Consider the following 18,912-nt stretch of genomic DNA (forward strand, 5'->3'; position numbering starts at 1 on the left):
ACTCGTAGTACCATCTCGTGTACTATTTCGTTTTATCGCTCCTTGCGTCGCGTATGCCGGCTTCCTCGTGTCGTTTTGCATCAGCCTGTGAGAGCTTCTTAATTGCGTAAGGGTTTGCCGGTCTTCAGCGTGTACTCTATGCGCGCCTGCGTTTTTTCAGTCGCCAAGAGCTCGATGAACGCTTCCCTCTCCAAATCCAGATACCACTGTTCGTCCACCAGGCTGCCGGCTTCCACGTCGCCGCCGCAAAGCACGTGCGCGATTTTCGATCCTATAAAATAGTCATGTTCGGAAATGAATCCGCCTTCGAGCATATTGGTCATTGCCATTTTAAAAGTGGCGACGGCGCTTCGGCCGGCGGCTGGAACGGTCACCCCTTTGAGCGGCGGCCGGTAACCCGCCTCCGCCAGCGCGCGCACTTCAGCCTTTGCCACGTACAGGAGTTCGAACCGATTCATGACCACCTTGTCGCAACTGCGGAGATAGCCGATTTCCTTTGCGTGGTCGGCACTCTTGCTTACCTGCGCTCTGGCAACCGCTTCAAAATACCGTTGCAGGAAAGGAAAGGCGTTGCCGCCTTTGGCGTCCAAAACCGCCCTGAATGCGAGTTCCTTGCACCCGCCTCCGCCGGGCAGCAATCCCACGCCCGCCTCCACCAGCCCGATATAACTTTCAAGCGCCGCTGCCACACGGTCGCAGTGCATGGCGAACTCGCAACCTCCGCCCAGCGCCATTCCGTCCACTGCGGCCACCGTGGGAATGGCCGAGTATTTCAGCGCCTGAGTCGTTTCTTGGAATCGCGCAATCATGGCTTCGACTTTACCCAGTTTATCCGCCATTAGCGCGTCGGCCATATGTAACTTGTGTGCGGCTTTCAAAACCAGCGACGATGCTGCGCTGGCATATTTTTTGACCATGACGCCCAATTCCGAGGTTTTCTCTCCAGTGCTTTGGTCGCGCATTTTGGTCAAATTTGCACCCAACGAAAACGGTGCTTCGGTTTGCCAAATAACCAGTCCTTGGTTGTTGCGCTCGCCTTCTTCGATTGCCCGCAGCACGCCCTCCAACACCTCGCCATCGATGGTGTGCATCTTGCTCTTAAAGCTGACGATGGCAATGTCATCGCCGGTGTGCCACATGCGCACTGCGTCGGTTTCAAAAATGGTTGTGCCGTATGTCCGCTCTTCGCCGAGCAGCGAATCCGGAAACAGTTGCCGACGGTAAACCGCGAGCGTCGAGCGGGGCCGAAAGGTACTCTGCGCCGGTGAATAGGAACCTTCCGGCCGGTGTACGCCGGTGGGCCCGATTTCCCGCACCCATTCAGGCAAGGCTACCGTGGCCAGGGTTTTGCCCGCGGCAATATTCTCATTAATGCGGCCCGCGATCCGGCTCCAGCCCGCCGCTTGCCAGGTCTCAAAAGGCCCGCGCTGCCAACCAAAACCCCAGCGCATGGCGAGATCCACATCGCGCGCATTATCCGCAATATCCTCAAGCTGCACTGCGCAGTATTGAAATAATTCGCGGAAAATCGCCCAAAGGAACTGCGCGTGCGGATGCGGGTTCGCGAAGAGCTGCGCGAATTTTTCTTCAATGTTTTTGTTTTTCAGGATTTGCCGGATTTCCTCGTCCACGACTCGGCCGGCCGGATGATAGTCACCTTTGGCCGGATCCAGCACATGAATCTCCTTGCCCACTTTGCGGTACACGCCCACCCGCGTCTTCTGCCCGAGCGCTCCGCTGTCAACCAGCGCCTTGAGCCACGGCGGAACATCATAGTACTTGTGCCACGGATCGTCGGGCAGCGCATCCCGCAACGTGTTCACTACGTGCACAAGGGTATCCAACCCGACCAGATCTGCAGTGCGGAAGGTGGCGCTCTTCGGACGCCCGATGAGCGGGCCGGTCAGCGCATCCACCACATCAAATCCGAGCCCGAACTTCTGGGCATAGTGCATCGTCGCGAGCATTCCGAAAACACCTATGCGGTTGGCAATGAAATTGGGCGTGTCTTTTGCATGGATCACGCCTTTCCCGAGAGTCGTCACCAGAAATTTTTCCAAGCGGTCGAGCAAGCTCGGATTCGTCGTTTCGCAGCGAATGACCTCGACCAGATGCATATAACGCGGCGGGTTGAAAAAATGCACTCCGCAAAAGCGTTGACGGACATTTTCCGGCAATGTCTGAGCCAGCCGGTTTATGGAAAGTCCGGAGGTGTTGCTGGCAAAAATCGTGTTCGGGCCCAGATGCGGCACGACTTTCCCGTATAGGTCCATTTTCCAGTCCATGCGCTCCGAAATCGCTTCTACCACGATATCGCACTCACGGAGCAGGTCGAGGTTCTGATCGTAATTGGCCTGACGAATATAGGAAGCACGGGATGTCACGGACATCGGACTGGGTTCAAGCCTTTTCAGATTATCCAGCGCTTTCTGCACGTTGGCATTCGGGTTGCCTTCTTTGGCGGACAGTTCGAATAATATGACCTCGACATTCGCGTTTGCCAAATGCGCGGCAATCTGCGCGCCCATCACGCCTGCACCCAACACCGCCGCTTTGCGCACGATATACGGCAAGTCCAGTGAAATATGTTGCTCTCGCATCGCGGCACAAGTCCTAAAATTCGTGGTTGTACTGCAGGCTTAGAATATTCGCGTCGGCACTAAATGTGCCGACAAGGAATCCACCGCCCGACGCCAGCTGGTTATTGGCGATACCGCCATTGTTAAAGAATAAGTGCTGGTAGGCGAGATCCACCGAGTCTGCTTTGGAATACTTGTAATTGAGTCCCGCCGCAAGCAGTTTGCGGTGGCTGTCGGGTATGGCTGCCGTGCGGAAGCCATCCCGCACCGGACTTTGGTCAAAGCCGATGCCGCCGCGCAGCTTCAGGCGATCCGTATAGCGGTAAGTCGCGCCGAGCGAGCCACGAAATGTATTGCGCCAATTTTCAGGCGTAACGCTGGTCTGCCCGTTCGCGAATACCAGCGCGATCTGGTTGAAATAGCTCCAGCGGGTGAATGTCAGATCGCTGAGCAACTCCCATCTTTCACCGATCGCCTGAACCGCGCTCAGAGAAATGGTGTCGGGCAGCGTGATCGCCGCTGTCATTTTGCTGTTGGCAAAGCGCGGGTCGCCCACTAAAGCAGCCGGCACGTTGCTAAACGACGCGCTCCCAACCAAGGTTTGGTGGACCGGCGAACGATAAGCGACGCCCACCCTCGTGGCGGTGGAAAACTGAAACAGCGCGCCGAGGTTGTAGCCATAGGCCCAGCTATTCCCAGCCGCTTCGACCGCGCCGTCCGCCGATTGCGGCACACCGCCGGAAATCAAACCAAAATCGATGGCCCTGCTGAGGCTGGCGTTAATGTACTGGGCGTTGAATCCTCCACCAAACGATACGTGATCGCTCAGTTTAAACGCCAGGCTGGGATTGAGATCGAACGTCTGGAGTTGGCTCTTCAGCGCTTGGTAGCGTCCCACCCAGGTTCCGTTATATTCGGTAAGCAAGCCGAACGGCGTGCTAACGCCAAAACCGTATTTAATGTCAGGAGAAATATCGGTCACCAAGTAGAAATTGGGAACCACAAACCCTTTGGCCGCCCCGCTGCCGTCATTTCCAGTCAACGGGCCGCCGGCGGTAAACGAACCCGCGTTATTGAATGTCAGCGAAGGAATGACGCCGTGGGCTCCCAACGACAACTGAGTGCCGGAAATCAGCACCATAGCCGCAGGATTATAAAAAACCGTACTTGCGTCTTCGCCGCTCGCCGCGCTTCCGGCAAATGCCACGCCCATTCCACTCCCGCTTTGCTCGTTCAAGGCAAAACCTGCCGCGAGCGCGCCGCCTGTTAATCCCCAGAATAATGCGCCCAATCCCGCGAGTGTTGTTGATGTGTATAAGAACCCTGTTTTCTTCATATTTGATTCCTTATGCAAGGACCTCGCCAAACCGCCACCGAATCCAACGGATATCCGACAAAATATGCTGCGCAATGAACGAAAAAACTGCACATTATTCCGGCGGAACGACACGCGGCTTCCTGTTTTCATCTACCGCCACATATGTCAGCGTCGCCTCAGTCACCTTTACACATTCCACGTCCAGTGGACCGCGCTGCGCATACACTTCAACGTCAACCGTGATCGAGGTGCGTCCGACGCGCACGATGTCGGCGTATAGGGTTACCAAATCGCCCACAAACACCGGCTGCTTGAACAAAAACGAGTTCACGGCTACCGTGGCCACTCGGCCGCGCGCGCGGCGTATGGCCGGTATGCTTCCCGCGATATCCACTTGCGACATAATCCAGCCCCCAAAGATATCGCCGACGAAATTCGCATCGCAAGGCATCGACACAACCCGCAGCGCGGGTTGCTTGTCATGCGGCAGCGTAGCTTTTTCTATGTCAGCCATGTTCGGTGCCCTTCATAAAGCTTGGCGAGCTGCTTTTTGTAACGCTCCATCAATTGTAGCCGACGCATTTTAAGAGTTGGCGTGAGCAGGCCATTCTCAACGCTCCACGGCTCCAGCAAAAGCGCTGCCCGCCGCACCTGCGCATGGCCCGGGAAATCCTGCAATTGCACCGAAATCCGCTTGAGCGCCAGCTGTTCAGCAAGCTCGCTTTGCAAGGCATCGGGCGCCAGAGGATCGAGTCCCAACTCCGCTGCAAGCTTTTTCCACTGCCCTTCATTCACCACCGCAAGCGCCGAAAGATAAGGGCGCGCCTCGCCGATTACCATGATCTGCTCGAACAGGGGATCGCGCGCTATCGCCGCTTCCATGTCGAATGGCGGGACTTTTTCTCCGTTCGACATGACAATGATTTCTTTTAGGCGGCCGGTGATGTAGAACTTGCCGGCAGCATCCATGCGCGCGGTATCTCCCGAATTAAGCCACCCATCGGAGCTAATTATCTCCCGGGTGGCTTCAGGATTGTTCCAGTAACCGAGCATGACGTTGCACCCTTTCACCAGCAATGCATCGTTTTCACCGATGCGCAGTTCTACATTGGGTATGGGCGGCCCGATACTCGCCGGAACATTATCATGTAAGCGGTTTACGCACACCACCGGGCTGGCCTCGGTCAAACCATAGCCCTGTATTAGCGGCAGGCCCAAGGCGATGAAGACCCTGGAAATCTCGGGCGCCAGCGCGGCGCCGCCGGTTATCGCGGTTTGCAGCCTCCCTCCAAATTTCGCCATTACTTTCGTTGCTACCAGTTTATTCAACAAAGGCCAAAGCAGATGCCCAACCCGCCATGGGCCGCGTTTCTGCTTGTGTTCAAAGCGGCTCCAGCCGATCGCAACAGTCAAATAAAAAAGCCGTCGCTTAAACGCAGGCCCGGCGTGAAGATGGGATCTGATTGCCGCATAAACCCGCTCGAATATTCGCGGCACCGAAACCAGAACTGTGGGACGGATTATCTGCAGGTCTTCCGCCAATAGCGGTATGGAACGCGCGTAAGCGATTGTCGCGCCGGCCATGACCGGCAGGTAATAGCCAACGGTGCGCTCGAAAGAATGCGAAAGCGGCAGGAACGACAAAAACAGCGAGCCGGGCCGCACCTGCAGGGTTTCCAGTGAATTGTACACGTTGGACAAGATATTGTGATGGCTCAGCATCACCCCCTTGGGCCGCCCGGTGGTGCCTGAAGTGTAGATGATGGTGGCAAGCTCCTCCGGTTTTCGCGCAGTCTCCATTTCCGGCGTGCCTTCCTCAGGTAACCAGTCTTCCACTGCCGCGACGTGTGCATCAATTCTGTCAGCCAGGTCGATTCCGTTCAACACTAGAATTCGGTGCAGGCCGCACCCTTCCCACTCATCTTTCACCGCTTCAAGCTGCTTCCATTGCTCCAGATTTTCTAAAAGCAGAACTTTGACCCCGGCATCCTTCAAGATATAAGCTACATTGCTTGGGCGATCCTCGAAATAAAGCGGCACCACCACCAGTCCCAATCCCATGGCCGCCTGATCCAGAATGACCCATACCGTACCATTGCGAAGCATCACGGCCACTTTGTCGCCCGGCGCAAGCTCCTCACGCTTCAACGCCGTTTGCCAACGCATTACCTGGCGCTGCATCTGCTCCCAGGTGTAATCGCGCCAATTTCCGTGTTGCTGATTGAACTCGCGGCAGGCAACGCCATCGGGCGTGCGCCTTACCCGCTCGCGGAACAGCCCGCTTAAGGTGCCTGCGGTTGCAACTGCAATCGCGTCCGTCTCCGGCAAATTCTGATTCAAACTCTGTGCATTCACAAAATATTTCCGCACCATATTTTAGTCGAGAAACAAATCAGTCGCGAGCGTGGCGCCCGGCATTACCGCATATGCCGAAAAATCCGTCATGCCGGCGGAACGCAAGACATCCTCATCAATAAAATAATTGCCGGTCGTCTCACGACTGTCTTTATTGAAAATAACATAGGCTGCATCGGCCACGATTTGCGGTTTCCGGCTCCTCTTGAAAACATCGACGGGGAAATGCACTTCGACTGCGGCGGTGGCAATGGCAGTGCGCGGCCACAGTGAATTTACCGCAATTCCGTAGCCCGCAAGTTCCGCTGACATACCCAGGGTGCAAAGGCTCATGCCGTATTTGGAGATGGTGTAAGCGAGGTGGTCCTTGAACCATTTGGACTGCAAGTTGAGCGGCGGCGCTATATTCAGGATATGTGCATTCGTCGCGCGCTTAAGATAGGGGATGCATGCCTGCGAGCTAAAAAAGGCGCCGCGTACATTGATTGAAAACATGAGATCGAAGCGCTTTGCCGGCGTGTTGGGCGTATCGGCAAGACTGATGGCGCCGGCATTGTTCACCAGAATATCAATTCCCCCAAAATGTTCCGCGGCGGTGGCGGCCGCCGCAGCAATTGCTGACTCATCACGCACATCGAGCTGTATCGGCAATGCATGACCGCCGGCTTCTTCTATTTCCTCCGCCACGCTGTAGATCGTACCCAATAGCTTGAGATGGGGTGTAACCGTCTTGCCGGATACTACGATTTTTGCGCCGTCGCGCGCACAGCGCAGCGCAATTGCGCGCCCGATGCCACGCGAGGCACCGGTGATGAATATTGTCTTTCCCTCAAGCGGCATGGCTGATTGGCGCGCTTTTCAGACAATGCCACGGAGTTTCCGGGGAAACTATCCGTATCAAGCCGTCTTCCTGCCAGCCGGTACCACGTTGCTTTCCGCCGCCCCGTTCGGGACGCGCATTCCGGCACCGAAATCGGATGGAAAATCGTCCACCATGATGACTTCGCGGCGCAGCGCCTGCGCTTTCGCCAATATCTGCATTTCGGCCGCGCTGATGATTCCTTCCCGCACGGCCTGGGCCGTGGTTTCCTCGGTTGTTTTGCCCTCGATGCGCTCGGCTTTCACTGCGTCGCGGATTTTAGCTTCAATTGCTTCGGCTGCAATTACGCTCTGTAGCGCGAGATCGAGGCACCCTACCGAATCGGCCTCGTTGGCTGGAACATAGATTCCCGCGGTAAGTCTGTCGCGAGTGGCAGAAGGTTCAAGAAGTAGACTCGCGACTTGCCAGCCCAACTTATCGCTCGGCGGGCAGAAGGTTTTGCCCAGAGGGAACACCATGCGCCGCAGCAGCCACGCCCAGCCTTTGACGGGAAAGTTATCGAGTACACCACCGATGGCCTCCTGCATGCGCCACAACGATTCCTGCAAAGACCAATGTACCAAAGGCAAATCGGGGCGCTGCCTGCCCTCATCTTCGTAGCGCTTCAATACTGCGGAACAGAGGTAAAGCAGGCTCAACACGTCACCAATCCGAGCCGAAATTTTTTCCTTGCGTTTCAGTCTTCCCCCGAGTACCAACAATGCCACATCCGCCACCAGCGCAAACCCGCTGCTCATGCGTGTCAGTTGCCGGAAATAGCTTGCAGTATCCGACGCGTTGGGAACGCGCGCGAACCGCGCACCGGTTAATCCCAGGAACAGCGAATGTGCAGCATTGCTTAAAGTAAAGCGCATATGTCCGAACAATGCGCAGTCGAAATCACGCAATGCTTTTTCCTCATCGCGATTGCTTGCGGCGTCAATTTCCTGCAGCAGATAGGGGTGGCAGCGGATCGCGCCCTGCCCGAAGATTATCATGCTGCGCGTCAGGATATTCGCCCCCTCGACGGTGATGCCGACCGGAATTTGCTGGTAGGCGCGTGCCAGATAATTGCTGGGGCCCATGCAAATCCCCTTGCCGCCGTGCACGTCCATCGCGTCGTTAATCACCAGGCGCGCGCGCTCGGTGAGGTGGTATTTGACAATGGCTGAAATCACTGCAGGTTTTTCGCCGAGATCCAGTGCCCCCGCGGTCATGACGCGCGCCGCATCCATCATATAGGTGTTACCGCCGATGCGTGCCAGCGCTTCCTCCACGCCTTCGAATTTGCCGATCGGGGTCTTAAACTGAACCCTTACACGGGCATAAGCGCCGGTCACGCGCGTCGCAAGCTTCGCCATGCCGGTACAGCTGCCCGGCAGAGAAATGGAGCGTCCCGCCGCCAGGCAATTCATCAGCATGCGCCAGCCGTGGCCGGCACGCTCCGCTCCTCCGATCACCCAATCCATGGGGATGAACACGTCCTTTCCGGAGTTCGGTCCATTCTGGAAAACTGCATTGAGAGGAAAATGGCGGCGCCCGATGTTCACACCCGGCGTATCGGTCGGTATCAGCGCCAGGGTGATGCCGACCTCTTCATTTGCGCCGAGCAAACGATCGGGATCATAAAGCTTGAACGCCAGGCCAAGCAGGGTTGCCACCGGGCCCAGCGTAATGTAGCGTTTTTCCCAAGTGACACGGATTCCCAAAATATCCTGCTGGCCCTCGAACTCGCTGCGGCATACAATGCCGTAATCCGGAATTGAACCTGCGTCCGAACCGGCTTCGGGTCCGGTCAATGCAAAGCATGGAAGTTCCTGTCCGCGCGCGAGGCGCGGCAGATAATGATTTTTCTGCGCCTCGGTACCGTAGTGCAAAAGCAGCTCCGCCGGGCCCAGGGAATTGGGAACCATCACTGAAACCGCCGCCGTGCCGCTGCGGGATGCAAGCTTGGTTATCACCGCCGAATGCGCCAGCGCGGAAAAACCCTTACCCCCGTATTGCTTGGGAATGATCATTCCGAAGAATCCCTGATCTTTAATGTACTGCCAAACTTCCGGGGGCAGATCGTAAAGCTCGTGCGTGATGCGCCATTCATCCAGCATCGAACACAGCTGCTCCACCGGCCCGTCCAGGAACGCCTGCTCTTCGGTGCTGAGCTGCGGCTTGGGCAGTGCAAGGAGCTTTCCCCAGTTGGGGCGGCCGCCGAACAATTCGCCTTCCCACCACACAGTGCCTGCGTCCAAAGCGTCCCGTTCGGTTTGCGAAACCTGCGGCAGATTATTTTTGAACCAATGTAGGAGCGGCTCGCTGATCAGTCGCGAGCGCACTGAAGGAAGATTAAGAGTGAGGGAAATCGCAAAAATGATCCACAACAGTACGCTCAACACCGGAACTGAATGGATGGTTACCACGGCAAGCGCGAGGACAACAGCGCTCCATATCCAGCCGCGGGCGCGATGGTAGGCCAGCGCCCACGCCAGCGCCAGAGCAACGGGTATCCAGAACCATATCGTCATGAAGGTGATACCTCTTTCCAGCGCCGGACGATGACTTCCATATGGGTCGCGTCTACCAACCCAGAAATAAGTTCTACATTAGGCAGGGTGCTATTTCCACCGCGATCTTCGTTCGAATTCCTCAACGTTTCGACGTTGGAGGTACTCATACCGGAGCTACCGCGGAATAAGCGTACGTTGGCATTGTAGTCCAGCGCCTGACCGCCGTAACGTGGATATTCACGGTTTCGATTTCTCTGTTTTGTTGAAATAGGCGGCCAATTCACCGATTACCCCGCGGCGGAATACCAGCACGCAGATGACAAAGATGGCTCCGGTAATCACCGTTACCCACTCTCCTAATTGCGTCGCATAGTTTTCCAGACCCACTACAATCGCCGCGCCTGCAATCGGCCCGAACACGGTGCCCATGCCGCCTAGCAGTGTCATCAGAACGACTTCACCCGACATATGCCAGTGTACATCGGTAAGTGAAGCCAGTTGAAACACCAGCGTTTTGGTTGCGCCGGCCAGACCCGAAAGTGCCGCTGAAAGCACAAAGGCGAGCAACTTGTATTTGTCCACGTCATAGCCCAGGGAAATCGCGCGCGGCTCGTTTTCGCGTATGGCTTTCAATACCTGGCCAAACGGCGAATGAATTGTACGGTAAATAATCAAGAACCCCGCAACGAAAACGGCAAGCACGAAGTAATACATGATGAAGGGCTGTTGCAGATCCAATACTCCGAACAGATGGCCGCGGGGCACACCCTGCAGCCCGTCCTCACCCCCGGTGAATTTGAATTGCAGGCAAAGAAAATAAATCATCTGGGCCAGGGCGAGCGTAATCATCGCAAAATAGATGCCCGCGCGTCGAATCGCCAGGCTACCGAAGACGAATCCCAAAAGGGCTGCTGTCGCAGTACCGGCGAGTATGCCTAATTCAGGCGGAAAGCCCATTGCTTTAATGGTAATCCCTGCAATATAACCGGCGGTGCCAAGAAACGCCGCGTGCCCGAACGAGAGCAAACCGGTATAGCCGAGCAGCAAATTGAATGCGCAGGCAAAGAGCGCGAAACACAGCAGCTTCATCAGGAATACCGGGTAGACGACCCATGGTGCTGCCAACGCTACCGCCAGCAGTACCAGCATGATTTTGCCGTCCCGGCTCATTATCGTTCCCTTCCAAACAATCCCGCAGGACGCAAGAGAAGCACGATGGCCATGATGACAAAAATCACCACTGCCGAGGCTTCCGGGTAGAACACTTTGGTCAATCCTTCAATCAACCCCAGACCGATGCCGGTCACTATCGCGCCCACGATTGAACCCATGCCGCCAATCACCACCACCGCAAACACTACGATGATCAGGTTGGAGCCCATCACCGGATTGACCGAAAATATAGGAGCGGCCAACACTCCGGCAAACGCCGCGAGCGCAACGCCATAACCGTAGGTAAGCGTAATCAAAAGCGGCACGTTGACGCCAAACGCCTGCAGCAGATTCGGGTTCTCCGTTCCGGCACGCAAATAGGAACCGAGCTTAGTGCGCTCGATGAAGAACCAGGTGGCGAAACACACACTCAGCGAAGCGATAACCACCCACGCCCGGTACTTGGGCAGGAACATGAACCCCAGATTGAACACGCCGCTTAGAGATTCGGGAATATCGTAGGTCTGGCCGGAAATTCCATAGAAATAGCGGAACACGCCTTCTATGATCAAAGCAAGGCCGAAGGTGAGCAGCAAGCTGTAAAGATGATCCAGCCGGTATAGACGCCGCAACATAGTGCGCTCGATTAAAATCCCGAACGCGCCGACGACAAGGGGGGCAACAATCAATGCCTGCCAGTAACTGACCGCGAAATCCGGATGACCGATCCATCCACCGACTTGCGTTAAAGCGATCCATGCGATGAATGCGCCCATCATGTATTGCGCGCCATGACTGAAATTGATGATATTTAGCAGGCCGAAAATGATAGCCAGCCCCAGGCTCAGCACGGCATAGAACGACCCGTTCACCAGGCCGACCACGAGTTGGCCCATCAAGCCCTGGACGGATACGCCAAAGACTTCAGTCATGACAATAAAGAATCTATCTTGGGGAAGCGAAGAATCTGCTGCTTAGATCGCGCCAGATCCCGATTTGCCGCGCTCCTCAGGTTGATCTGCAGACAGGCTCCGGGTCACTTTTTCACCAGCGGGCATCGGCTTTCGGAAAGCGGCTGGTAAGCCTGGTCGCCCGGGATGACCTGCCTCACATTGTAGTAATCCCACGGTTTCGTGGATTCCGCCGGGGTTTTCACCTGCACCAGGTACATGTCGTGCACCATGCGGCCGTCTTCGCGAATCCTTCCGTTGTGAGCAAAGAAATCGTTGACCGGCGTTTCCTTCATTTTCTTCATTACCGTGGAGGTATCGTCGGTGCCCGCGGCCTTGACAGCGTTTAGGTAATGCATGACCGAGGAATAAACTCCCGCGTGCACCATAGTCGGCATACTTCCGTGTTTCTCGAAGAACCTCTTCGACCAGGCTCGCGTCTCGTCGTTGTAGTTCCAATAGAACCCTGTGGTGAGATACATGTTCTGCGCGGTCTTCAGGCCCAAGCTGTGAATATCGGTAATAAAGAGCAGCAAGCCCGCCAGCGTCTGCTTCGGCGTGATGCCGAATTCCACCGCCTGCTTGATCGAGTTGGTGGTGTCGGTTCCGGCATTGGCGAGCCCGATTACCTTGGCGCCGGAAGCCTGTGCTTTGAGCAGGAAGGAGGAAAAATCGGTTCCGGGAAAAGGATGGCGCACCGAGCCCAGCACCTTGCCGCCACTGGCAATTACGACTTTCGCAGTATCCGCTTCCAGCGATTGGCCAAATGCATAATCCGCGGTTATGAAGAACCAAGTATTCCCGCCCTGCTTCACCACGGCCCGCCCCGTGCCGGTCGCCAGCGCATACGTGTCATACGCCCAGTGCACATTGGTGTCGGTACAATCTTCATTGGTGATGCGGGTCGATGCAGCCCCGGAAACCAAGGTAATTTTGTTTTTTTCCTTTGCCACCTTCATTACGGCAAGCGCAGTGGAGGTCGTCACCAAATCGACAATTACGTCCACGTTCTTCGTGTCAAACCATTCCCGCGAGATGTTGGCGGCTATGTCGCCTTTGTTCTGGTGGTCCGCCGAAATCATCTCGATCTTGAAGTTGGGTTTGGCCTGCGCTTTAAAATCGTCGATTGCCATCTGCGCTGCCAGCACCGAGCCCGAGCCGGACAGATCGGAATAGAGTCCAGAAAGGTCGGTAAGCACGCCGATTTTCACCACGCCGTCAGAAATTTTGTCCACCGCCAAGGCCTGATTTACGCCCATCGAAAGCCAGGTGACACTTATCCATGCAAGCAATAATCCATGTTTCATGATTGATTCCCCCTTTAAACTAAGAATGATTAAACACCCAGATACTCATGCAGCGTCTGCATTTTTGATTCCATCTCCTGCTTATTAACCGTCATGACAATCTGTCCACGTTCCATGACGTAATGCCGGTCGGCAAGAGGCGCCGCAAACCGGAAATTCTGTTCCACCAAGATAATAGTGAAGCCTTTCTCTTTTAGAGTGCGAATAGCTTTGCCGATCGCCTGCACAATCACCGGCGCCAAGCCTTCCGTGATTTCATCGAGAAGCAGCAGCTTCGCGCCGGTGCGCAGGATTCGCGCCAGTGCCAGCATCTGTTGCTCGCCGCCGGAGAGCCGCATACCCGGACTGCTCCTGCGCTCAGCAAGGTTGGGAAACATCTGGTAAATTTCTGAAACCGACATTCCACCCTGTCCAACCCGGGGAGGCAATAACAAGTTTTCCTCGCAGGAAAGGCTGGCAAAAATCCCGCGCTCCTCCGGACAATAACCCATGCCCAAATGCGCAATCTGGTGTGTGAGCAAGTGTATCGATTCCGCGCCGCTTACTTTTATGGAGCCGGTACGTCTGCCCACCAGGCCGAGGATAGCTTTCAGCGTCGTGGTGCGCCCGGCACCGTTCCGTCCAAGCAGCGTAATTAGCTGGCCTCGATTCACCGAAAAATTAACACCGTGCAAGATGTGCGACTCGCCATAATAGGCGTGTAAGTCTTGGACCTGCAGCAATTCGCCGTTCGCCTGGGTTCTAACCATTAGTGCTCCCGACGTAGGCATCGAGCACCTGAGGATTTTTCGCGACTTCTTCGTAAGGCCCTTCAGCCAGCACTGAGCCGCGCTGCAGCACCGTGATGGTATCGGACAAATTTTCGACAACGCTCAAGTTGTGCTCCACCATCAGGATAGTGCGGTTCGCCGAAACTTTTTTTATAAGCTCGGTCACGCGGCCTACGTCTTCGTGACCCATGCCCTGAGTCGGCTCATCAAGCAGCATAATCTCGGGTTCCATCGCCATCGTGGTGGCAATTTCCAGCGCGCGCTTTCGGCCGTACGGCAGCTCCACGGTGACTGCGGAGGCAAAAGCGTAGAGGTCAACCGCTTCCAGCAGCGCCATTACTTCATCATTCAGCGCATTCAGCGTTCTAGCAGAGCGCCAAAAATGAAATGAAGTGCCGAGCTTGCGCTGTAACGCAATGCGCACATTTTCCAGAACAGTGAGATGCGGGAATACGGCAGAAATCTGGAATGAGCGAATGATGCCCCGTCGTGCAATCTGCGCCGGCTTTTCTCCGGTAATATCGGCACCGTTGAAAATTATGCGGCCGTTGGTGGGGGCTAAAAACCGCGTGAGCAAATTGAAGACTGTGGTTTTTCCCGCGCCGTTGGGTCCAATCAAGGCGTGAATGCTGCCGCGCCTGATTTTGAGTTCAATATCATTAACCGCAACGAACCCCTTGAATTCTTTGGTGAGATTGTGCGTTTCCAGTATGAAATCGCTGCTCATCGCCAATCCGTAGTTTTTTCGGGCGCTATGTTCCCGTGGATGACGTTTTTAGAAGACGGAAGAAGTACCTTTCAGTTGATTGAGAGTATAGAGAAGTACGCCTAAAGACGCCAGTAAAGGCGGACGTTACTTCAAATATGCGGTGGCTAATAATTATTCAATCGCTGAAGCGGACTTGGCGCGCTCGCGCAGCATGAACTTTTGTATTTTACCTGTAGACGTCTTGGGCAGCGCGCCGAATATCACTCTTTTCGGAACCTTGAAGTGCGCCATGTTACCGCGGCAGTGATCGATGATTTCTTTTTCTGTCACATTCGCGCCTTCCTTCAATTCCACAAAAGCGCACGGCATCTCGCCCCATTTGGAATCGGGTTGTGCCACTACCGCGGCGGCTAATACCGCGGGGTGGCGATAAAGCGTGTCCTCTACTTCCAGCGAGGAAATATTTTCACCGCCGGAAATAATAATGTCTTTCGAGCGATCCTTGATTTTTACGTAGCCGTCGGGCTGCATGACCGCAAGATCGCCGGAGTGGAACCAGCCTCCGCTAAACGCTTCCATGCTTGCCTTCGGGTTCTTGAGATAACCTTTCATAGTGATGTTGCCGCGGAACATGATTTCACCCATGGTCCGTCCATCCGCAGGTACCGGTTGCATGGTCTCCGGATCCATCACTGTCATCCCCTCCTGCAGGGTATAACGCACACCCTGCCTGCCGTTGCGTTCCGTGCGCGCAGAAATATCCAGCTGTCCCCATTCCGGATGCTTGGCACAGACCGATGCCGGTCCGTAGGTTTCGGTGAGCCCGTACACGTGCGTAAGGTTGAATCCCAAGCGCTCCATGCCCTCGATCATCGCGGCGGGCGGCGAAGCGGCAGCTACCAGCCCGCTGACCGGCTGGTCGATTCCGGCCTTCATTTCGGCAGGAGCATTAATCAGCATGTTGTGCACGATGGGCGCGCCGCAGTAATGCGTTGCCTTGTGCCGGCGGATCGCATCGAGTATCAGCTTGGCCTCCACCCGGCGCAAGCAAACATTTGTGCCTGCAATCGCCGCCATAGTCCATGGAAAACACCAGCCATTGCAGTGAAACATGGGCAGCGTCCAAAGATATATGGAATGGCGCGGCATGCCCCAATCTATGATGTTGCTTAGCGCGTTAAGGTATGCGCCGCGGTGATGGTACACGACCCCCTTGGGATTGCCGGTGGTGCCCGAAGTATAGTTAAGCGATATTGCGTTCCACTCGTCTTCCGGGAGCGACCAGGCGAAATCCGGATCGCCGGTTTTGAGAAAAGCTTCGTAGTCCATTTCACCCAACAGCGCGCCGCCTTTGAACTCCGGATCGTCGACATCGATCACCAGTAGTTTTTTATCCAGCATCGCGAGCGCCTTGGCGGCAGTCGCGGAAAACTCGCGGTCAGTTATTAATATCTTCGCCTCGCCGTGCTTGAGCATGAAGGCAATGGCTTCCGCATCCAGTCGCGTGTTCAGCGTGTTTAACACCGCACCGCTCATCGGCACGCCGAAATGGGCTTCGAACATCTGCGGAATGTTGGGCAGCATCACCGCTACCGTATCCCCCGCGCCAAGCCCGCGCTTCGCCAGAGCGCAGGCTAGCCGGCGGCAACGCGCGTAGGTTTCGCCCCAAGTAAACTTGCGGTCGCCATGGACAACGGCGGCGTGTTTGGGATAGACGTAAGCCGTGCGCTCCAGGAAACTCAGCGGCGAAAGGGGCGTGTAATTCGCGGGGTTTTTGTCCAAATCAGAGCTGTAATAGTTGATTCGAGCCATAGTGCCCTCGTTAATTTGAATAGGGACAATTGAGGTGTCACGCCGAGTAAAAGAACCTGAAATGAATTTACCCGCTTGTTCAGCGAATAGCAACGGTCGTTCCCGAAGCCCGGATTACCTTATCCTCGAAACCGCGTCGCCCACCCGTTCCACTGCGATGACCTCGATGCCGTCAATCGGCTGCTTGGGCTTGTTCGCCTTCGGAATCAGCGCCTGTTTGAAACCCAGTTTGGCGGCTTCCTTGAGACGCTCCTGTCCGCGCTGAACAGGCCTGATCTCCCCGGCCAGGCCCACTTCGCCAAACGCGACAAGCTTTTGCGCCAACGGCTTGTTCGTCAGCGATGAAACGATCGCAAGCAGTACCGCCAAATCCGCGGCGGGTTCGGCGATTTTGACGCCGCCCACGGCGTTGACGAAAACATCCTGGTCGAAACACGCGATGCCGGCGTGGCGGTGCAGCACCGCGAGCAACATCGCCAGACGATTTTGCTCGAGCCCGACCGTAAGGCGCCGCGGGTTCGGAGCGTGCGCGTCGTCCACCAGCGCCTGTACTTCGACTAACAAAGGCCGCGTGCCTTCCTGCGTCACCAGCACGCATGAACCCGCGACCTCTTGGCCGTGCTGCGAAAGAAACAGCGCCGATGGATTGTTAACTCCTCTCAACCCCTTGTCTGTCATGGCGAACACGCCAATCTCGTTGACCGCCCCGAAGCGGTTCTTCACCGCCCGGATCAAGCGGAAGCTGGAGTGAGTGTCGCCCTCGAAATAGAGCACGGTGTCCACAATGTGCTCCAGTACACGCGGGCCGGCCAAGGTCCCCTCCTTGGTTACATGCCCGATAAAAATAATAGCCGTGCCGCTTTGCTTGGCGAAGCGCGCAAGCTGCGCCGCGCATTCGCGCACCTGCGCCACCGATCCCGGCGCCGATTGCAGCGCGTCGGAATAAAGGGTCTGAATCGAATCCATGACCGCCACTTCCGGTTGGTGCGAACCCAAAGTGGCGAGAATTTTTTCCAGCTGGATTTCTGCCAGAAGCTGCAGCGGTTTGGCGTCAAGCGCAAGGCGCCGGGCGCGTAGCGCGATCTGGTGCGCAGATTCTTCCCCGCTCACGTACAGCACGTTGCGCTGCGCCCCCATTTGGCACAGCGCCTGCAGCAGAAGTGTGGATTTACCAATCCCCGGATCACCGCCCAGCAATACGACCGCACCTTGCACCAGCCCGCCGCCAAGCACGCGGTCAAACTCCGATATTCCGGTTGGCTGGCGCGGCAGCTCATGGGTTTGCACATCGCCCAATGATTGCAATTTGCCCGGCGCGGCCGAAGCGAAGCGGTTTTTGGAGCCAGAATCAACCACCGTTTCGACCAGGGTGTTCCATGCGGAGCAATGCGGGCACTGTCCTTGCCATTTCGGCGATTGCCCGCCGCACTCGGCGCACACGTAAATCGATTTTTGCTTAGCCATTGGATTCGATGACGGGTACGCGCGAATTCAATTTTGTAAATAATTCGTAGCTTACCGTGCCCGCCGCTTTCGCCACTTCTTCCACCGCCAATCCCTCCCCCCAAAGCACAACCGGCGTGCCGACACCGGCGTTTTGAATTCCGCTTAAATCCACACACAAAGTATCCATCGAAACTCGCCCCAAGGTGCGGGTGATTCTTCCATCGACGCAAACCGGTGTGCCTGTGCCTGCACGGCGCGGGTAGCCATCGGCATAACCGCAAGCAACGATGCCCGCACGCATCGCTCGTTCCGCGGTGTATAAGCTGTTATAGCCCACCTTATCGCCGGGTTTTAAATCCTGAATCGCAATGATCCGGCTCTCCAGGGTCATTACCGGTTGCAGGCCGAGCTGCTTTGCGCTCGTTTCCGCAACCGGCGACGAACCATAAAGCATGATGCCGGGACGTTCCCAATCGCTTCGCGTTTCAGGAAAGCGCAGCAGTGCCGCCGTATTTGCAAGACTGCGCGGCAGTAATTCGCCGGCGGTAATTTTTTTGAATTCCGCTAATTGCCACGCAATACCCTGTTCATCATCTGCGCAGGCAAAGTGTGTCATCAAGGTAATCCCGGACACATGCCGGCTTTGTTTGAGCGCGTTCACCGCAGCGCTAAACATTTGCGGCTTGAATCCCAAACGGTTCATGCCGGTATTGAGCTTGAGAAACACCTCGAGCTTGAACGGCGCCTCGGCAGCGCGCAGCCAATCCAGCTGCTCCTGTTGGTGTATCACCGGCGTGAGAAGGTGCTGCGCGAACACCGGTAATTCCTCCGGGCCGTAGAACCCGTTCAGCAACAGAATGCTCTGCTTGAAGCCCGAACTACGCAAATCGACCGCATCATGCAGATCGATCACCGCGAATCCATCAGCGCCGGAAAGGCCACGTGCGGCGCGCAACAGGCCATGGCCATAGCCGTTGGCCTTAATCACCGCCATGATGCGTGAATTGGGGGCGCGCCGCTTTGCCACGGCGAGATTGTTTTGCAGCGCTAAATGGTTGATGCGTGCGTGAAGCGGACGCGGCATATATAGATTCTTTTCTGAGGGCGCGGAGCGCAGCGTGCTATTTAATCATAATACGGCAACTTCGGATCAA

Annotated in this window: 14 protein-coding genes; all 14 read right to left on the reverse strand. The window is 56.0% G+C overall.

The genetic code is table 11. From position 1 onward, the window contains the following. Positions 1–98 precede the first annotated feature (98 nt). Entirely contained in the window at positions 99–2,600 is a 2,502-nt protein-coding gene (locus tag VLV32_03100) for a 3-hydroxyacyl-CoA dehydrogenase/enoyl-CoA hydratase family protein (protein HUL40881.1), read from the reverse strand. A gap of 13 nt (positions 2,601–2,613) precedes the next feature. Beyond that, on the reverse strand, positions 2,614–3,915 hold the full coding sequence (locus tag VLV32_03105) for an outer membrane protein transport protein (protein ID HUL40882.1): 1,302 nt from the start codon (positions 3,913–3,915) through the stop codon (positions 2,614–2,616). 94 nt (positions 3,916–4,009) lie between these two features. Continuing rightward, positions 4,010–4,411: an acyl-CoA thioesterase gene (locus tag VLV32_03110; protein HUL40883.1), complete on the reverse strand. Its 402-nt coding sequence runs from the start codon at positions 4,409–4,411 to the stop codon at positions 4,010–4,012. Continuing rightward, positions 4,399–6,252, reverse strand: a complete 1,854-nt coding sequence (locus VLV32_03115) for a long-chain fatty acid--CoA ligase (protein ID HUL40884.1) — start codon at positions 6,250–6,252, stop codon at positions 4,399–4,401. Before VLV32_03115 ends, VLV32_03110 begins: the two co-directional genes overlap by 13 nt. Before the next feature lie 21 nt (positions 6,253–6,273). Further along, positions 6,274–7,092 carry an NAD(P)-dependent oxidoreductase gene (locus VLV32_03120; protein HUL40885.1) on the reverse strand — a complete coding sequence of 273 codons (819 nt, stop codon included), beginning with the start codon at positions 7,090–7,092 and terminating at the stop codon, positions 6,274–6,276. A 57-nt stretch (positions 7,093–7,149) separates the two neighbouring features. Continuing rightward, the gene (locus VLV32_03125; protein ID HUL40886.1) at positions 7,150–9,630 is read right to left on the reverse strand and encodes an acyl-CoA dehydrogenase; all 2,481 of its coding nucleotides are present in this window, start codon (positions 9,628–9,630) and stop codon (positions 7,150–7,152) included. Positions 9,631–9,849: 219 nt separating this feature from the next. Next, positions 9,850–10,782, reverse strand: coding sequence for a branched-chain amino acid ABC transporter permease (locus tag VLV32_03130; protein HUL40887.1), 933 nt, complete (start codon positions 10,780–10,782; stop codon positions 9,850–9,852). After that, complete coding sequence (locus tag VLV32_03135) at positions 10,782–11,696, reverse strand: branched-chain amino acid ABC transporter permease (GenBank protein HUL40888.1); 915 nt, start codon at positions 11,694–11,696, stop codon at positions 10,782–10,784. Before VLV32_03135 ends, VLV32_03130 begins: the two co-directional genes overlap by 1 nt. A 104-nt stretch (positions 11,697–11,800) precedes the next feature. Further along, the gene (locus VLV32_03140) at positions 11,801–12,973 is read right to left on the reverse strand and encodes an ABC transporter substrate-binding protein (protein HUL40889.1); all 1,173 of its coding nucleotides are present in this window, start codon (positions 12,971–12,973) and stop codon (positions 11,801–11,803) included. A 77-nt stretch (positions 12,974–13,050) separates the two neighbouring features. Further along, positions 13,051–13,770 (reverse strand): ABC transporter ATP-binding protein, encoded by a 720-nt coding sequence (locus VLV32_03145; GenBank protein ID HUL40890.1) that lies wholly within the window; start codon positions 13,768–13,770, stop codon positions 13,051–13,053. Continuing rightward, positions 13,763–14,518, reverse strand: a complete 756-nt coding sequence (locus VLV32_03150; protein HUL40891.1) for an ABC transporter ATP-binding protein — start codon at positions 14,516–14,518, stop codon at positions 13,763–13,765. Before VLV32_03150 ends, VLV32_03145 begins: the two co-directional genes overlap by 8 nt. Positions 14,519–14,671: 153 nt before the next feature. Next, positions 14,672–16,312, reverse strand: a complete 1,641-nt coding sequence (locus VLV32_03155; protein ID HUL40892.1) for an acyl-CoA synthetase — start codon at positions 16,310–16,312, stop codon at positions 14,672–14,674. A gap of 114 nt (positions 16,313–16,426) precedes the next feature. Beyond that, positions 16,427–17,776, reverse strand: coding sequence for a DNA repair protein RadA (gene radA, locus VLV32_03160; protein ID HUL40893.1), 1,350 nt, complete (start codon positions 17,774–17,776; stop codon positions 16,427–16,429). Further along, positions 17,769–18,842 carry an alanine racemase gene (alr, locus tag VLV32_03165; GenBank protein ID HUL40894.1) on the reverse strand — a complete coding sequence of 358 codons (1,074 nt, stop codon included), beginning with the start codon at positions 18,840–18,842 and terminating at the stop codon, positions 17,769–17,771. The genes radA and alr overlap by 8 nt, the downstream gene beginning before the upstream one ends. Between the last annotated feature and the right edge of the window lie 70 nt (positions 18,843–18,912).

It is taken from the genome of Burkholderiales bacterium (assembly GCA_035518095.1).
In the GTDB taxonomy this organism is placed as follows: domain Bacteria; phylum Pseudomonadota; class Gammaproteobacteria; order Burkholderiales; family JAHFRG01; genus JAHFRG01.

Coding starts and splice junctions, on each gene's coding strand:
- VLV32_03145 (HUL40890.1), bottom strand. CDS start 13,770: ATGGTTAGAACCCAGGCGAACGGCGAATTGCTGCAGGTCCAAGACTTA.
- VLV32_03155 (HUL40892.1), bottom strand. CDS start 16,312: ATGGCTCGAATCAACTATTACAGCTCTGATTTGGACAAAAACCCCGCG.
- VLV32_03135 (HUL40888.1), bottom strand. CDS start 11,696: ATGACTGAAGTCTTTGGCGTATCCGTCCAGGGCTTGATGGGCCAACTC.
- VLV32_03120 (HUL40885.1), bottom strand. CDS start 7,092: ATGCCGCTTGAGGGAAAGACAATATTCATCACCGGTGCCTCGCGTGGC.
- VLV32_03110 (HUL40883.1), bottom strand. CDS start 4,411: ATGGCTGACATAGAAAAAGCTACGCTGCCGCATGACAAGCAACCCGCG.
- radA (HUL40893.1), bottom strand. CDS start 17,776: ATGGCTAAGCAAAAATCGATTTACGTGTGCGCCGAGTGCGGCGGGCAA.
- VLV32_03150 (HUL40891.1), bottom strand. CDS start 14,518: ATGAGCAGCGATTTCATACTGGAAACGCACAATCTCACCAAAGAATTC.
- VLV32_03125 (HUL40886.1), bottom strand. CDS start 9,630: ATGACGATATGGTTCTGGATACCCGTTGCTCTGGCGCTGGCGTGGGCG.
- VLV32_03100 (HUL40881.1), bottom strand. CDS start 2,600: ATGCGAGAGCAACATATTTCACTGGACTTGCCGTATATCGTGCGCAAA.
- VLV32_03140 (HUL40889.1), bottom strand. CDS start 12,973: ATGGGCGTAAATCAGGCCTTGGCGGTGGACAAAATTTCTGACGGCGTG.
- VLV32_03130 (HUL40887.1), bottom strand. CDS start 10,782: ATGAGCCGGGACGGCAAAATCATGCTGGTACTGCTGGCGGTAGCGTTG.
- alr (HUL40894.1), bottom strand. CDS start 18,842: ATGCCGCGTCCGCTTCACGCACGCATCAACCATTTAGCGCTGCAAAAC.
- VLV32_03105 (HUL40882.1), bottom strand. CDS start 3,915: ATGAAGAAAACAGGGTTCTTATACACATCAACAACACTCGCGGGATTG.